Annotated in this window: 11 protein-coding genes and 1 pseudogene; 7 read left to right on the forward strand and 5 right to left on the reverse strand. The window is 76.0% G+C overall.

What is annotated here, in order from left to right; all coding sequences use genetic code 11:
* Window positions 1-220 precede the first annotated feature (220 nt).
* The 3 genes and pseudogenes from AC3CHW_RS03735 to AC3CHW_RS03745 all read right to left on the reverse strand — a co-directional run bounded on the left by AC3CHW_RS03735 (window position 221) and on the right by AC3CHW_RS03745 (window position 4,491).
* Window positions 221-1,276 carry an FAD-dependent oxidoreductase gene (locus AC3CHW_RS03735; protein ID WP_488470956.1) on the reverse strand — a complete coding sequence of 352 codons (1,056 nt, stop codon included), beginning with the start codon at window positions 1,274-1,276 and terminating at the stop codon, window positions 221-223.
* 141 nt (window positions 1,277-1,417) lie between these two features.
* Window positions 1,418-2,836, reverse strand: a pseudogene (locus AC3CHW_RS03740) (NAD(P)/FAD-dependent oxidoreductase); the annotation flags it as partial.
* A 218-nt stretch (window positions 2,837-3,054) separates the two neighbouring features.
* Window positions 3,055-4,491, reverse strand: coding sequence for an FGGY family carbohydrate kinase (locus AC3CHW_RS03745; protein WP_488469558.1), 1,437 nt, complete (start codon window positions 4,489-4,491; stop codon window positions 3,055-3,057).
* A gap of 859 nt (window positions 4,492-5,350) precedes the next feature.
* Between AC3CHW_RS03745 and AC3CHW_RS03750 the strand changes: the two genes are divergently transcribed.
* From AC3CHW_RS03750 to AC3CHW_RS03770, 5 genes are all read left to right on the forward strand, one after another.
* Window positions 5,351-6,346 (forward strand): hypothetical protein, encoded by a 996-nt coding sequence (locus AC3CHW_RS03750; RefSeq protein ID WP_398606842.1) that lies wholly within the window; start codon window positions 5,351-5,353, stop codon window positions 6,344-6,346.
* Window positions 6,347-6,519: 173 nt separating this feature from the next.
* A complete protein-coding gene (locus AC3CHW_RS03755) occupies window positions 6,520-8,058 on the forward strand; it encodes an amino acid permease (protein ID WP_176165064.1) in 1,539 nt (512 codons plus the stop codon).
* 367 nt (window positions 8,059-8,425) lie between these two features.
* A complete protein-coding gene (locus AC3CHW_RS03760; protein WP_488469559.1) occupies window positions 8,426-9,307 on the forward strand; it encodes a hypothetical protein in 882 nt (293 codons plus the stop codon).
* A complete protein-coding gene (locus AC3CHW_RS03765) occupies window positions 9,304-9,834 on the forward strand; it encodes a hypothetical protein (protein WP_488469560.1) in 531 nt (176 codons plus the stop codon). The genes AC3CHW_RS03760 and AC3CHW_RS03765 overlap by 4 nt, the downstream gene beginning before the upstream one ends.
* Window positions 9,835-10,101: 267 nt before the next feature.
* Entirely contained in the window at window positions 10,102-10,638 is a 537-nt protein-coding gene (locus tag AC3CHW_RS03770) for a hypothetical protein (protein WP_488469561.1), read from the forward strand.
* A 238-nt stretch (window positions 10,639-10,876) separates the two neighbouring features.
* On the opposite strand, the gene AC3CHW_RS03775 is transcribed toward AC3CHW_RS03770, so the two are convergent.
* Both AC3CHW_RS03775 and AC3CHW_RS03780 read right to left on the reverse strand, forming a co-directional pair.
* Window positions 10,877-11,791, reverse strand: coding sequence for a Gfo/Idh/MocA family protein (locus tag AC3CHW_RS03775; protein ID WP_488469562.1), 915 nt, complete (start codon window positions 11,789-11,791; stop codon window positions 10,877-10,879).
* A gap of 149 nt (window positions 11,792-11,940) precedes the next feature.
* On the reverse strand, window positions 11,941-13,353 hold the full coding sequence (locus AC3CHW_RS03780; protein ID WP_488469563.1) for a C39 family peptidase: 1,413 nt from the start codon (window positions 13,351-13,353) through the stop codon (window positions 11,941-11,943).
* Between the two features lie 179 nt (window positions 13,354-13,532).
* Between AC3CHW_RS03780 and AC3CHW_RS03785 the strand changes: the two genes are divergently transcribed.
* The gene (locus AC3CHW_RS03785) at window positions 13,533-14,138 is read left to right on the forward strand and encodes a uridine kinase family protein (protein ID WP_459246321.1); all 606 of its coding nucleotides are present in this window, start codon (window positions 13,533-13,535) and stop codon (window positions 14,136-14,138) included.
* Between the two features lie 502 nt (window positions 14,139-14,640).
* Window positions 14,641-16,536, forward strand: a complete 1,896-nt coding sequence (locus AC3CHW_RS03790; protein WP_387593663.1) for an AAA family ATPase — start codon at window positions 14,641-14,643, stop codon at window positions 16,534-16,536.
* The last annotated feature ends 23 nt before the right edge of the window (window positions 16,537-16,559 follow it).

The following is a 16,559-nucleotide window of genomic DNA, read 5'->3' on the forward strand; positions in this document are numbered from 1 at the left end:
GACCCCGCGCAACCGCCGTCTCACACAACACGCCGCCCGTGCGCCGGCGTTGCGGTCGGGTGCCACCGCCCCGGCCGGCGGGGGCGGCGAGGGGCGGGCACGAGTTCGGGGAGAGGCGCGTGCGGCGGGGCGCGGTGACGCGCGCGGCGGCTCGCGGTAGGGCGGGGCCGGGGCGCTCGCGGCGCTTGCGGTGATCAACGCGGCTCGACGGGCGGGCCGTTCAGTCCTCGGCGGTACGCCGCGTCGCGCCGCCCGTCGCGGCCTCGTCGCGCGCGCCGGGGGCCGGGGGCCGGGCGGCGTTCGGGGGCCACGGTGCGCCACTCAGGTGCTGGGCCACCGCGGTGGCGAGCGCGTGGGCCCGGGCCGCGGCGTGGCGCGGGCCCGTGCGGCGGCCGGGGCCGGCGGGGTGGGGCAGGCCGCCGACGGCGAACACGCCGGGGTGTGAGGTGCGGCCTTCGGCGTCGACGGCCGGGCGTCCGAGGTCGGCGGCCACGGCCAGGCCCGCGGCTGCGGCCAGCTCGTTCTCCGGCACCCAGGAGCCACAGAACACCACGGCCGCGCAGTCGAGTTCGGCCACCGCGCCGTCGGCGCGGCGCAGCCGCACGCCCGTGACGCGCCCGCCGGCGCCGGTCAGCTCCGTCACGGCGGCGTCGCCGAGCACCGGGACGCCCCAGCCGAGCCTGGTCAGCGCGCGCCACGGCGACGGGCCGAGCGACGGGGCGCCGACCAGCGCGACGGGCCGGGTGCCGGCCTGCCGCAGGGCGCCCGCCACCCGGTAGCCGGCGTCGTCCGCCGACCCGACGACCACGGCGGTGGCACCGAGGTCCTGGCCGTGCTCGTGGAGCGCGCGCAGCGCCCCCTCGCCGGTGAAGACGCCCTCCCCGCGCGCGCCCGGCACCCCGCGCGCGGCGCGCGGGCGCTCCCTGGCGCCGGTGGCCAGCACGACGGCCCGCGCGGTGATCAGCTCGCGCCCGCCGGGCCCGGTGGCCGCCACGGTCAGCGGGCCCGCCCAGCCGGTGACGGTCCAGCCGGTGCGTACCAGGGCCCCGGCGCCGGTGGCCGCGTCGAGCAGCCGCCGCGCCGCCTCCCGCCCGGCCGGGGCACGGCGCGGGGCGCGGGGGTCCGGCCAGGCGCCGCAGGCCCACGGCGCGTAGCGCAACACGCCACCGGCCGAGGGCTGTTGCTCAAGCACCTCCACCCGTCCGACCCCGGCCACGGCCAGCGCGCCCGCGGCGGCGAGGCCGGCCGCGCCCGCGCCGACCACCAACACGTCCACGCTCCGCTCGACCGGTCCGACGGCGTCCGCGCCGTCGAGCGCGAGCGCGGGCGCGGGCGCGGGCGCGGGCGCGGGCGCGGGCGCGGGCGCGGGCGCGGGGCGGGCGGCGGCGATGTCGGCGGCGGCGGCCGGTGGTCGGGCCTCGCACAGGGCCCGTACCGCCGCGGCGCAGCGGGTGCCCTGACACCGGCCGGCCGCCACCCGGGTGCGCCGGCGCAGCCCGTCCAGGCCGGCCGGTGGCACCGTGCTGGCCAGCGCGTCCCGCACCTCGCCCCGGGTGACCCGCTCGCAGGGGCAGATGACGGAGCCGTACTCCGGGTCGGCGGCGATGAGTTCGGGGCGCTCGAAGGGGCGCGGCGACGCGTCACCGAGGGCGGGCATCCGCGCCGGCGGCAGTTCGCGCGGGGGGCCGAGGGTCAGGCCGCCGGCGGCGAGGAGTTCGACGACGTGGGCGGCGATGGCCAGGGAGCCGGTCAGGCCGGTGGAGCGGATGCCGCCGACCGTGACGTACCGCTGCTCGGGGTGCGCGTGGATCTGGTAGTCGTCGTGCTCGGTGGCGGCGCGCAGCCCGGCGTAGACGGCGGTGACCTCCTCGGCGAGCAGTTCGGGCATGACGCGCGCGCCGTGCGCGCGCAGGAACGCCAGCCCCGCCTCGGTGGACTGGGTCGCGCTCTTGTCGGGCAGGTCCTCGGCGGTGGGGCCGAGCAGTACGTTGCCGAAGACGGTCGGCGCGACGAGCACGCCCTTGCCCAGTGCCGTGGGGACCGGGAGCACGATGTGGCGCACCAGGTGGCGGGCGCTCTTGTCGAAGACCATGAGCTGACCTCGGCGTGGCGTGACCGTGAAGGCGTCGTGCCCGAGCAGCCGGTCGATCTCGTCGGAGCGCAGGCCCGCGGCGTTGACCAGATGGCGGGCGCGCAGCGTCCCGCGGTCGGTGAGGATCTCGTGCCACGCCCCGCCGCCGCTCCCCCGGCCCGACTGGCCGCCGACGCCGTGCACCCGGCAGCCGAGGTGCAGGTCGACCCCGGCGCGTACGGCCTGCGTGGCGTAGCCGATGACCGTGGTCCACGGGCAGATGACGCTCTCGTCCGGCACCTCGAGGGCGCCGAGCGCCCCCGGGCCCAGGTGGGGTTCGCGGCGGCGCAGTGCGGCGGCGTCGAGCAGGCGGGTGGCGTGGTAGCCGTTGCGCTCGGCCTTGGCGGCGAGCCGGGGCAGGGCGGCGAGTTGCTCCGCGTCCCAGGCCACGAGCAGCGCGCCGACCCGGCGCACCGGGATGCCCGCCTCGGCGGCGTATCCGCACAGCAGCCGGTACCCCTCGCGCACCAGGCGGGCCTCCAGGGTGCCGGGGGTGGCGTCGAAGCCGGTGTGCAGAATCGCGGTGTTGGCCTTGGACGTGCCCTTGCCAACGTCGTCCGCCGCCTCCACGAGCGCCACCCGCAGCGGGTGGCGGGCCAGTTCGCGCGCGATGGCGCAGCCGACGACCCCGGCGCCGACGATCGCGACGTCGTACCCGGTCTCGTGCGCGTCGCGCGGCAGTCGGCCGGTGGTCGTGACGGTCATGCGGTCCCTCGCTGGTCGCTGGTGCCGGGCGCGCGTGGCCGGCCGTTCGCCCTCGCCCGGGGTGCCCTCGCGGGCGGCGCGCTGGGCGGGGGTCCGGCCGGTTCGCACGGTCAGGCTACGGGGCGTGGGCGACGCGCCCGGGGTCCGGGCGGCGAGGGCCCGGGCGGCGGGGCGCGACGGTGCGGGTGGGCCGGCCGGGGCGCGTGGTGGCCGGGCGGTTACGGGGCGCTGGCCAGCAGCGTGGCCACGGCCGCGCGGAAGGTCGCGCGCCGCTCGGCGGCCCGCTCCGCGGGGATGCGGGGCTCGTAGACCGCGGCGGGCCGCCAGGCGGGGATCGCCTCGGGCACGGTCAGCCGGGGGTCGAGGCCGAGCCTGGCCACCGCGCCGACGCCCAGCGCGGTGGCGTCCGGCAGCGCCGACACCTCGACGGGGCGTTGCAGCAGGTCGGCCTGGGCCTGCATGAGCAGGGCCGACCGGGTCAGGCCGCCGTCCACGCGGAGCGCTTCGAGCGGCGCCCCGAGGTCGGCCGCGGCGGCGTCGGCGATCTCGGCGACCTGGGCCGCGATGCCCTCGCACAGCGCGCGGACCAGGTGCCCGGGCTCGGTGTCGAGGCCGAGCCCGGTCAGCGTGCCGCGCGCGTCGCCGCGCCACCAGGGCGCGGCGAGGCCCGCCAACGCGGGCACGAAGGTCACGCCGCCGGCGTCCGGTACGGTGCCGCCGACCCGGTCGAGGTCGTGGGCGCCGGCGAGCACGCCGAGTTCGGTGAGCCAGCGCACGGCGGAGGCCGCGGCGAACACCTGGCCGTCCAGGCAGTAGTCGGCCCGCCCGCCAAGCCGCCAGGCCACGCAGCTCACCAGCCCCGACGCGGCGCGCCTGGGGCGGTCGCCGGTCGGCGCGAGCAGGAAGGCGCCGGTGCCGTAGGTGCACTTGGCGATGCCCGGCTCGGTGACGCTCTGGGCGAGCAGCGCCGCCTGCTGGTCCACCAGAAGCCCGGTCAGCGGCACCTCGGCGCCGAAGGCGGTGGTGCCGCCCACGTGGCCGTCGGCGTCCACGATCTCGGGCAGTTGCTCCCGCGCGAGCCCGAAGACCTCCAGGGCGGTCCGGGACCAGGTGAGGCTGTCCAGGTCCAGGAGCCCGGTGCGGCCGGCGGTCGCCGCGTCGGTGACGAAGGCGCCGGTGAGCCGGTGCACCAGCCAGGCGTCGCTGGTGGTCACGACGCCGTCGCGGGTCAGGTGCCGGCGCAGCCAGGCCATCTTGGGCGCGGCGAAGTACGGGTCGAGCGGCAGCCCGGTGATCTCCCGTACGGTCGTGGCGTGTTCGGCCAGTTCCGCGCAGAGCGGCTCGGCGCGGCGGTCCTGCCACACGATGGCGTCGGTCAGCGGCTCCCCCGTGGCGGGGTCCCAGGCCAGCACGGTCTCGCCCTGGTTGGCGAGTCCCACGGCCACCACCGGCTCGCCCGCGTCGGCCAGCGCCCGGCGCCCGGCGTCCAGCACCGACGCCAGCAGGGTCCGCGGATCGACCTCGGCCAGCCCGCCCGCCGCGTACCGGGGGCGCACCTTCGCGTACGCCGTGCCGATCACGCCCCGCTCCGGGCAGACGACCAGCGCCTTGGTCCCGGAGGTCCCCTGGTCCACGGCGAGTACGGGCCCGCTCATCGCTCGCCGCCGCTCACTGGCCTACCACTCACTGGCGCACCTCGCCCTTCGCCGGTGTGATCACGTCCGCGTCCTGCCGCAGTGTCGATGCCCGGTGGCGGGTCAGGCAACCGTGCGGGTCAAACGGCCCCCGGCGGCGATGCGGCGACGGTGCGGTGGAGTGCCGCGGGCCGGTCGGGGACGAGGGCGGCGTGGGTGAGGGCGGCGTGGTGCGCGCCCGCCCGTCGCCTTCGTGAACGATGTTCGCGCGGTGGCGAGTTGTGCGGGCATTCGTCCGCGAACGCCGCTCGGGGCGCCCGTCGGCGCCTTCTCGCCGGCTTGGCCCGCCGCTGGTTGATTTATCAAGCGTCGGGTTCTCGAATTTCCTCGCACTATCCACATAACGCCACCACAAGTGGGCCGCGTGCGCCCTTCGGACGGAAATGCGCGCGCCCCGTCGGCCATCGCGTGGCGGGATTCCGCCCGCCTTCGACAATCTGACGGCCCGTAGGTTTTCCCGATCACTGGATTAGCGGGCCTCTTCCCTGTACGAATGCCATCCGAGTGTCAGAACATCAGGCAGACCGCCGCTCCGGCACGGTGTCCGACCGCGGACCGTACGGCTGTTCGCCGCCCCGTAGCCGTACCGCGCGCCGACCACGCCGGTGCGGCAGCCGCCGCACACCACGCACCCTGAAGGACCGATGACCCCCACGCCACGACCCGAGCACCGCCCCCGCGGCGCCCGGGCGCGCTCCCTCCGCACCTCCTCCGCGCCCCCGGGCCGGGGCACCTCGTCGGGGGCGCCCCGTGGCGACTGCGGGCCACCGGGGCCGGGCGAGGGGCCCGGGGCCCGGGCGTGTCGCGCGGTGGTGGCCTGATGGCCGACGAGGAGTTCCGCCCGGTCTACCACCCGGCGGGCCACGACAGCGGTCTGCGGAACGCGATCCAGGACGTACGCACGGGCCGCTGGGTGGCCATGCGCGACCTGCTCGCCTCGACCCCCGACTGGGGGCTGTGGACTCAGCGCACCCAGGTGCTGGCGGCCACGGCCGCGGGCTCGGACGTGGTGCGGGCCTGGCGTTCGGAGGAGCCGGACAACGTCGCGGCGCTGGTGATGCACACCCGGGTGCTGGTGGAGCGCGCGGTGCGCGCGCACCGCGCGGGGCACCGGCACACCAGGGAGTTATGGCAGGAGGCGTGGGAAGCCTGCCAGCTCACCGCCCACAACGCGCCCGCCGACCCGGTGCCGTGGGTGTGCCTGGTGGCGCTGGCCCAGTTGGACGAGGGGCAGCGACTCGCCGAGCACCGGGTGCATCCGCCGGAGCCGATGCTCTTCCCCGGCCCGTGGGGGCTGTTGACGGAGGCGCACCGGCGCGACCCGTACAACCGCGAGGCGTACCACCGGATGCTCCAGTTCGTGCACGCCCGGCGCGGTGGCGGCTCGCTGTCCGAGGCGGTGAACTTCGCGCGCTGGGCGTCCTCGCGCGCCCCGGTCGGCCCCGCCGTGCACGCGCTGCCGCTGTACGTGCAGGTGGAGCGCTACCGCGAGGAACGCGGCCACCAGCAGGCCCTCGACCTGCACTGGACCACCGACGAGGCGCTGCGGGACGCCGACCACGCCCTGCACTACTGGTTCGCCCACACCCCGCCCGAGCGGTGTTCGCTGCTCGACCTGAACTACCTGGCGCACGCGCTGTGGGCGGCGCTGCGCTTCACCGAGGCGGCGCCCGTCTTCGCGGCGCTCGGCCCGTACTACACGCCGATGCCCTGGGCGAGCCGTGGCCAGGGCGCCGGCGGTCCGGACGCGGCCGAGGAGGTGTTCCTCCGCGCGCGCAGCCGGTGTCTGGCGGCGGCGCGGCGCTCGGGCCCCTGACCGCCGGCACGCCCGCCCCACCCCGCGACGCGCCCCGGCGCGAGACCCCCCGGGCTCGGCACGGCCCGCGCGCCCGGCTCCGCGCGCCCCCTCGGCGCTTCCCGCGTCCTCCCACCCCCGCACTCCCCCGTTCCCTACTCTCCCCCGTGTTCCCCCTTCGGAAGGTACGTGTCATGGCCCCTACAAAATGGCCCCGTTCGGGCTCCGCCGCGCCGCACGAGGCGGCGCAGCGCGACGAGGAGCAACGGCTGCGCGAGCTGGGCTACCAACCGGTGCTGGCCCGCCGCATGGGGCACTTCGGAAACTTCGCGATCAGTTTCTCGGTCATTTCGGTGCTCTCCGGCTGTATGACGCTCTACGGCTTCGGCCTCGGCACCGGCGGCCCCGCGGTGATGTTGTGGGGTTGGATCGGCGTCGGACTCTTCGTCCTGTTCGTCGGCCTCGCACTGGCCGAGGTGACCAGCGCCTATCCCACCTCGGGCGCCCTGTATTACATGGCCGACCGCCTGGGCGGCCGTAAATGGGGCTGGTACACGGGATGGCTCAATCTGCTGGGTCTGCTCGGCGCCATCGCCGGAATCGACTACGGCGCGGCCCTGTTCACCGGCGCCGTACTCAACCTGCAATGGGGATTCGATCCGACGCCCGAGTCGACCATGCTGATCTTCGTCGCCATCCTGCTCGTACACGCCACGCTGAACCTGTTCGGCGTGCGGCTGGTCAGCGTGCTCAACTCGATCAGCGTCTGGTGGCACCTGGCGGGCGTGGCCCTCATCGTCATCGTGCTCACGGTCGTCCCCGACCACCACCAGTCCGCCGACTTCGTCTTCACCGAGTTCGTCAACGACACCGGCTGGGACAACCCGCTGTACGTGACGGCCATCGGCCTGCTCCTCGCCCAGTACACGTTCTCCGGCTACGACGCCTCGGCGCACCTGTCCGAGGAGACCTCGCACGCGTCGGTCTCCGCGGCGCGCGGCATCGTGCGCGCCATCTGGGTGTCGTGGATCGCCGGCTTCGTCCTGCTGGCCGGCCTGACGTTCGCCATCCAGGACTACGCCGGGGCGCAGAACAGCAGCACGGGGGTGCCGCCCGCGCAGATCATGCTGGACGCGCTCGGCAACACGGGCGCGGTGCTGCTGCTCCTCGTGGTGATCGTGGCCCAGTTGTTCTGCGGCAACGCCGAGGTCGCCGCCGCCAGCCGGATGGTGTTCGCCTTCAGCCGCGACGGCGCGCTCCCCGGCTCCGGGCTGTGGCGCCGGGTGAGCGCGCGCACCCAGACGCCGGTGCACGCGGTCTGGCTCTCGGTCGCGGTCGCCTGCCTGCTCGCGCTGCCGTCGCTGTACTCCGAGACCGCCTACGGCGCCGTCACGGCCATCAACGTCATCGGCATCACGCCCGCCTACGCCATCCCGATCTACCTGCGGCTGCGCGCCGGTGACCGGTTCGAGCCCGGCCCCTGGCACCTGGGGCGCTGGAGCAGGCCGGTGGGCTGGGTCGCGGTGTGCTGGGTGGCGATGGTCACGGTCCTGTTCTGCCTGCCCCAGTCCCGCCCGGTGACGGTGGACTCGATGAACTACGCCGTGATCGCGCTGGCCGTCGTCCTCACGCTGGCCACCGTCTGGTGGTACGTGGCCCGCCGCTCCTACGGCACGCCGGCCGCCTACGGAACGGCCCGGGAACAGGCGGAGATCGCCGAGGACATCGTCTGACCCACCCGCGTCCGCCCGCACCGCACCCGCAGCGCCCCGCCGCCAGCCCGCTCACCGGGCGGCGGCGGGGCGCGCCCGCGCGCCCGCGCAAGAACGGCCCGCGGGGAGGGCGGGCACGGCGCACTGGCGGCGTACGGCCGGTCTCGTACGCGCCGCGCCGGCTGGCCGCGCCCCTGGGAAGCGCCGGGCGTCGGCCACCGCGGGCCCGCGCGAGATGTCCGCAAAGAGGCTAGGAGCCGGCGGCGGCCCGCCCGAGACTTGGGGCCGCCAGTACGGGGCGCTGGCGGGCACGCCGCGGACCGGGGGCCCGCGCGCGACGGCCCGCGCCCGGCGCCCTGCCCCCGCGCAGGTCCGAGGAGTCGCCCCCATGACCAGCGAAGTCGCCACCGCGCACGGGTTGTTCGCCGCCCAGCGCCGGGCTCTGGACGAGATCGTGACCCGGATGCCCTACAACAGCGCGACGCACTACCACGAGTACCACGCGGCCCGCGCCGTCCCCGCGGCCTTCGGCGCCTCGTGCGCCTGGCAGTCCTTCGCGGCGGGCTCCCTGGTCGCGCGGCGGACCGGCGTCCGGGCCGACTACCTCGCCGACGGGCGACACGTCGCGGCCGTCTACCGCACGCCGGGGCGCGTCACCGTCCTTGACCCGTACCTGCTGCACCGCGCCCCGCTGCGCCTGGAGCGTGCCGCCGCGGTCGACGGGCGGGTACGGGTCACCGTGGCGGCGTACCCGCTGCGCGAGCGGGCGGACGGCACCCCGGCGCCCAGCCTGGTCACGGCGGTCTGGTCGCTGGCCGACGGCGCGATCCGGCTCGCCTACGCGCGCTACAGCCCGCGGCGCGGCGCGCACGTCCTGGCCCGCTCGTTCACGCTGCGCCCGCACGCCAGGCTGTCGCGCGTCCCGCCACCCCCGGAGCGGATCAGGGCCTGGCTCCAACACCCCGAACAGCTCAGCGTCTCGTTCCGGGTGGTGCACCCGCTCACCCACCGGATGGCCGAGCTGATCCTGCCGCTGGCCCCGGCGGGCGGCGCCCCGGTGACCCGGGCCGCGTTGCTCAGCAGGGACAACCAGGGCGCCGTCAGCCCGTACGGCAGCCCCGGGTTCCGGCGCGACGGCGCGGTGGTCGCCGACGCCGTCGGCGCGCCGGTGGCGGAGTTGGCCGCGTTCCTGCTGGAGGCAGCGGCGCTGCGGCGGGCCGCCGCGCCGGGCCGGCCGGCGCTGGCCGCCTACGGGGCGGAGAGCGAGTGAGCGCCGAGGCCGGCCCGGCCTACCCCGCGCCCGCGGGCACCTTCTTCCTGGCCGGGACCATGCAGGGCGCTCGGGCCGGCGCCGAGATGGCCGACCAGTCCTACCGCGCGGCGCTGGCCGCCCGCATCGCCGCGCGCCGGCCCGGCGCGGTGATCCACGACCCGGGCGCGCTGATGCGCGCGTGGCTCGCCGAACACCCCGGCGCGCTCGCCGCGCACGCCGCGCTCGCGGCGACGCCCACCGTGCACCGCGCCGGGCTCGCCCCCGAACTGCTGACGCTGACCGCGGCCTTCCACCGGCTCACCCGGCTCGCGGCCGAGAGCGACGTGTGCGTGGCCTGGCTGCCCGGGCACGAGCCGAGCATGGGTACGGCGGCCGAGATGCTCAGCGCCCACCGCGCGGGGCGCACCGTGGTGGCCGTCACCGCGATGCGCCAGAACCTGGCGGTGCTCGCGTGCGCCACCGTCATCGTGCCGGACCTCGACGCGTTCGACGCCTGGCTCGCGCACCCGGAGGACGGCGGATGAGCCGACCCGCGCCGCCGGGCCCGGCCGCCGGCGGCGCGCGGGCTCTGCGGCGCGCGGGCTCGGCGGCGCACGCCCACCGCGGGCGGGACCCGCCGTCGCCGGGCCATCGGCCGGCCCGGGTTCCGTCGTCACGGGTCACGCCCGCATCGGGACACGACGGCGCCGCCGATCGGCGCGCACCGGTCGCGAGCCCGCCGGTCACCGCATCCGGGTGAGCGGCCCGAGAGCTTGGTGGCAAAGTGCCGTCCGGCGGGTACCCGCAACGGCATGATCAAGCGCGCACTGTGGCAGGGACTGATCGCCGGCACCGCCGGAGGCGTCGTGATGACCCTCGGCGAGAAACTCGAACAGGCCATCACCGGCCGGCCCGATTCCCACGTACCCGCTCGGGTCCTCCAGCGCCTGACCGGCCTGCCTGAACGCCCCGGCAAGCAGCCTCTGTTGGTCAATTGGGCCATGCACTTCGGCCAGGCCGCCCTCCTTGGCGTGCTGCGCTCGGTCATGGCCCAGTCCGGGCTGCGCGGACCGGTCGCCTCGGCGAAGTTCACCGTCGTGCGCCTGACCAACGACCAGATCCTCGAGAACGCCACCGGAGTCGGCGCCCCGCCATCCACCTGGCCCCGGCGGGAACTCGTCATCGACGTCCTGCACAAGAGCGTCTACGCCTTCACCACCGGCGTCATCGCCGACGTCCTCGCCCAACGAAGCGCCGGCCCCGGCCCCGGGCAACGCCACGCCCACCTCTACCCCGGCCGCCACGCCGGCATCGGGCCCCTCCCCCGCCAGGACGCCTACGGCAGGTAGCCCAGCTACCGCACGCCCTGCCGCATCCCCAGGGGCCCGGCCGGCGACGGGAAGCCGCGCGGTACCGCGCGGCGCCCCGGGCGCCTGGACCGCGGGCAGGCGGACACCAGCGGCGGACCGGCCCGGCTCGCCGTCACGTCCCGGCCGGGCCAGGCGGCAGCGACGTGGCACACCGTTGGCGACCACGCCGCCGAGTCGAGGTCGCCGACGGCGTCCCGACCGCCCCGGGCCTCCTGACCTACTCCGCCCCGGCGACCTGGACCGTACGGTCCTCGGCGAGCGAGCGCCGCGCGGCGTCCAGCACGCGCACGATCTCGTAGCCGAAGTCCACGTCGCACGGGTGGTCCCGGCGGCCGTCGGTGACCATGGTCGCGAGCGCGTCGACCGCCTCGGCCGCGGCCACCGAGCCGGTGGTGAAGCCCCGGGGCAGGGTGTGCACGCCCTCCTCCCCGACGGCGGTGGTCACCACCTGGCGGGCGGCGGGTGGCACGGTCAGGCTCAGCGCGGCGGTGCCGGTGGCGCCCGTGGCGTGCCGGGTCGTCAGGTGCACGGTGTCGCCGCGTCCGGCCAGCGCCGTGACCTGTTCGACGGGTCCCAGGAGCGGGGCCAGGATGGACAGGGCGTGCGGGCCGATGTCCCACAAGGCGCCCTCGCTCCGTCGCCAGTCGCCTGGGGCCGGACGCTCTCGCGGGTCGTAGAGCGGAACGAGCCAGACGGCGGAGGCCGTGTGCCAGCCGCCGGTACGCGCCGCCGCGTCGATCCACACGCGTTGCTCGGGTCGGAAGCGGCAGGTGAGGAAGGTCAGCGAGGCGATGTCGGAGGCGCGGACGGCCGCGCGGACCCGGGCGGCCTGCCCCGGGTCGACCGCCACCGGCTTCTCCAGCAACAGGTGCCGGCCCGCGCGCGCGGCGCGCTCGGCGAGCTCCGGCTGGACGGTGGGCGGGACGGCGAAGGCGACGGCGTCCACGTCCGCAATGAGCGCGTCGAAGCTGTCGTAGGCCGGCGCCCCCAGCGCGTCGGCGGTCCGCGCGGTCCGCTCGGGCGACCGCCCCCACACCCCGGCGAGCACGCCGCCCGTGCTGGCACGCAGACCAGCCCCGTGCGTGTCGCGCGCCCACGCGCCCGTACCCACCAACCCGAACCGCAGACCCATGCCAGCCCAGCCCCTTCCGCACCGCCGTCGTATCCGAACAGTGCCACCATGCCGCACCGGCCCCCACCGTGCCCGAACGCCCTCCGTCAGAACCACGGTGGACCTGTCCGGCCACCTCACCCTCGACGGCACCAAGGGCTGCCGTCAGGTCACAGGGGCCACGTTCGGGCCGCGCAGGTGCCGAGGATTCCCAGCTCCGCGAGCGCCCAGCGCTGAGCCGGTGTCGGCCTGGCCGGGAAGTACAGGTAGCACACGCCGCCCGTGCCGCTCACCACCTTGCCGCTGGCGTTGTACCGCTTGGTCCGCAACCAGATGTTCTCGAACTCGCGCCGCTGGTAGACCCGGCGCACCGCCTCGTTGGTCTCGCTGTTCGGGTCGTTGGCGACGACGTCGCCCTGCGCCGTGAAGCCGATGACGGTCATCAGGTGGCCCGCCGTGCCGTATCCGGCGCCGGTCAGCTCGCCGGGCAGGAAGGACTGCGAGGTGATCAGCGGGATGCCGGCGGCGATCAGCGTCTCGGCGTCGGTGAGCGTGTCGAGGCGGGTCACCACGCCGGTCAGGTCGCGGTAGGTGGCCGCGTAGGCGGCGTTGAAGGGCCAGTTGCCGCAGCCCTCGTACTGGTAGTCGAAGGTGAACCGGGCCGCGTGGCAGACCTGCGGATCCGCGTAGTCGGGGTTGACCCAGGCGAGGTCCGCCCGGCTGGGCCTGCGGCCCCAGTACTCGATGATCATCTGCGACGAGGTCGGGCTGCACCACGCCTCGCCGCCGTTGTCGTACTCCGGGTACTGGCCCTTGTGGATCTCCTGCGAGTACCGCGGCACGGTCAGCTCGCGGCCGGTGGCGATGTCCGGTTCGGAGGCGGGCACCGTGAACCGGTCGGGCACGTCCGAGCCCATCGCCCCCACCCGCCACACCAGTGGCGTCAGCGCGGTGCCGGGGCGGCGGTGGAGGGTCAGCCGCAGCCGGTACGCCGCGATCCGCAGCCCCGCGCCGGCCGGGTCCGCGTCGACGGCCAGCGTGTCGGTCGCCACCGTGCTCCTGCCGTCCCGCTGGCCGCCCACGGAGGTGCGCCGGATGTCCTGGTCGCCCGCGGCCCAGCGGCCCATCACGTACCAGGGGCTGAGCCCGCCGTCGGTGTAGGTCACCCGCAGCTCGACCTGGAGCCAGGTGCCCTGGGGGGTGTGCGCGTTCCAGGAGGCGATGACCTCGCCCGCCGGGGTGGGCAGCGTGTGCACCGGCCCGGTCCAGGTGGCGTACTCCCAGGGGGCTGTGGTGCCGGTGTGCGGGTCGGTGTACTCGGTGGTGCCGGCCGGCTCGGCGATCACGATGCCGGGCCGCGCCCCGTCCCGCACCCGCACGCCCCGCACGGCGCCGGAGCGCCAGTCCGCGCCGCTGGTCCAGGCCCGGTTGTCCACGGTGGAGCCGGCGGGGGCCCCTGTCGCGTTCGGGGCGCCGGGGGCGCCGGCGCGCGCCGCGCCACGCGCCGGGGAGACGGCGGCGAGCCCGGCGGTCACGCCGAGCGCGGCGGTCAGGAGGGTACGGCGTGGGGTGAGTCTGCTCATGGTGAAAGGCCCCCAGTCATCCGATGCGACGGCAGGTGCACGACAGGTGGCCCCACTATGACCGCTGTGCCCGGCCGGGGGCCAGTGATGTGCGGTACGGCGCGTCACCGCTCGGGCACGCCCGCGTAACCGGCGGCCCGCACGCGGCGGGGGCGCGCCCCCGCCCGTAGGGTGTCCCGGTGATCGACCGCACCGACCCCTCCCTCGCCGACCTCGCCGAACGGCTGCGCGCCCTGCCGCCGTCGCTGGGGCCGGTGCGCCTGGTCGCGGTGGACGGGCACGCCGGGTCGGGCAAGACGACCTTCGCGGCCCGCCTCGCCGCGGCGCTCGACGACGCGCCGGTGCTGCACACCGACGATCTGGCCAGCCACGCGGCGCTGTTCGACTGGCAGGCCCGGCTCATCGACGAGGTGCTGGAGCCGCTGGGGCGCGGCGCCGTCGCGCACTACGCCGGTTACGACTGGCACGCGCGCCGCTTCGCCGAACAGCACACGCTGCCGCCGGCACCGGTGGTGATCATCGAGGGCGTCGGGGCCGGCCGTCGGGAGGTGCGGCCGTACCTGGCGTGTCTGCTGTGGATGGAGTTGGCGGAGCGTGACTCCTGGCGCCGGGGGCAGCGGCGCGACGGGCCCGGGATGTCCGCCTTCTGGGCGGGGTGGTTCCCCGCCGAGCGCGCGCACTTCGCCGCCGACCCGTCGCGTCCGTACGCCGACGCGCTGGTCTGCCAGCCGGCCACGAGGTCCGAGGGGTATCGCGTACTACCGGGCCCCGGCGGCACCATCTGACCCACCGCCAGCCTCACTCTGCGTGACGCGCACCGGTCACGCCGGGGATCATGGCGACTTCCCACAAGACCCACCTCTCAACTCCGCTTGACCTGGGGGCCATACAGGTCTTACGTTCTCAATGTGCGGCTCGTACGGGTCGCCCGCAGACACGAAGCCCCCGATTGTTCCCCCGTGATCGGGGGCTTCGTTCTGCCCTCCGCGCCGCGATTTGCGCGCTTTGCGAGACTTCGCACTCACGCTGGGTAATCGGTTCCGGAATCGCCTTCCGCACATCGCGAAGCGCCCCGCGACCAACCGAATCACGCCCTTCCCTCACGAACAGCCGTGCGCACCCTTCGGCCGACACCGTCTTCGCAGGTACGATGCCCATCAGTGCCGCCGGCGGGCGGACGCACCAGCGCACTGGTCAATCCCCGGTCACGGCACGGCGGTTCGGCGAAGCGGCGACCGGGCACCCGCTCGGCGCCACACCACGGGGGCTCGGTTTGTGGGGGATGGGATGGATTTCGGCATCCAGGGCTCGCACGCCCCGGCCGAGCTAGCCTGGCTGCGCGGCGTGGACGCGTACACCATGGGCGCGTACCCGCAGGCCGAGGAGGAGTTCCGGACCGCGGTCGAACTCGACCCCGGCATGGCGGACGGCTGGCTCGGCCTGCACGCCCTGCGTGCCGACACCGCCACCGCGCTGCTGCGCATGTACCGGCACCGCGACCGGTTCGGCGAGCAGCGCGCCCGGCACCGACGCTCGCTCAATTCCTGGTACTGGCTCGGCTGGTGGGTGCAGCCGGTCCTGGAAAGTGGCCGCGACCTGCTCCTGGCGCACGCCTCGCACTGGCTCGACGGCCGACACGTCCCCGAGCTGGACCGCGCGCTGGCGGGCTGCCCGCCCGTCGAGGCCGACCCGCAGGCCCGCTTCCTGCACGCCTGCCGGGCCTACCTGGTCAAGGACTGGGAGCAACTCGTACGGCACACCGAGCCGCTGCTCCAGGACCCGCTCCTCGGCATCGAGGCCGGCCTGTTCGGCGGCATGGCCCGGGTCCGCCTCGAGATGTACAGCCAGGCCGAGCCGCTGCTGTCCGCGGCGCTGATGCGCTGCCGCAGCGAGCAGCCGCAGCGCAAGGAGTTGCGCTACTGGCTGGCGCGCGCCCACGAGGGCATCGGGCGCAGCGCGGCGGCCCTGCCGCTGTACCGGGCGGTGCACCGCATCGACGCGACGTTCATGGACACCGCCGCCCGGCTCGCCGCCATCGCGGAGTCCGACGGCTTCGACGACGGCCCCGACCTCGCCCCGGTCTCGCTGGCCGGCGCCGGCCAGGACACCGCCGACGGGTTCGACGGCGGCGACGCCGAGCCGGTGCCGACGGCCGACCCGCCCGAGGGCCGCGAGCTGCGCCCCGGCCCCGAGGCCCCGCTCGGCACCGGCCCCCGGCCCACCGACGGGCCGCGGGACCGCGTCGTCGCGCCGCGCCAGCCCGACGCCGACCTGCCGACCGGACCGGCCGATCCGCAGCTCCTCGCCGACACCCTGGGCGAGCTGGACCGGATGGTCGGCCTGGAACCGGTCAAGCGTCAGGTGCGGGCGCTGTCCGCGCAGTTACGCATGGCCCGGCTGCGGACCGGACAGGGGCTGCCGGTGCAGCCGCCGAAGCGGCACTTCGTCTTCTCCGGCCCGTCCGGCACCGGGAAGACCACCGTGGCGCGCATCCTGGGCCGGGTCTTCTACGCGCTCGGGCTGCTCGGCGGCGACCACCTGGTGGAGGCCGGCCGGGCCGACCTGGTCGGGGAGTACCTGGGCCAGACGGCGGTCAAGGCCAACGAGCTGATCGACTCGGCGCTGGGCGGCGTGCTCTTCGTCGACGAGGCGTACAGCCTCTCCAACTCCGGCTACACCAAGGGCGACGCGTACGGCGACGAGGCGCTCCAGGTGCTGCTCAAGCGCGCCGAGGACAACCGGGACCGGCTGGTGGTCATCCTCGCCGGCTACCCCGAGGGCATGGACCGGCTGCTCGCCGCCAACCCCGGCCTCGGCTCCCGCTTCACCACCCGGGTGGACTTCCCGAGCTACCGGCCCCAGGAGCTGACCGCCATCGGCGAGGTGCTGGCCGCCGAGAACGGGGACCGCTGGGACGAGGAGGCCGTCGAGGAGCTGCGCAGCATCAGTGGCCACGTCGTGGACCAGGGGTGGATCGACGAGCTGGGCAACGGGCGCTTCCTGCGCACCCTGTACGAGAAGAGCTGCGCCTACCGCGACCTGCGGCTCTCCGGCTGGAGCGGCACCCCGGGCCGCGACGACCTGGCCACCCTGCGGCTGCCGGACCTCATGCAGGCGTACGGCGAGGTCCTCTCCGGCCGCGGCCCGACCGACCGCGACCGCAAGGACCCCCCGTTCGGCTGAGCCCGCGGCCCGGGAGTGGCGCG

Source organism: Streptomyces sp. MGP-BFMKR1 (assembly GCF_057766585.1).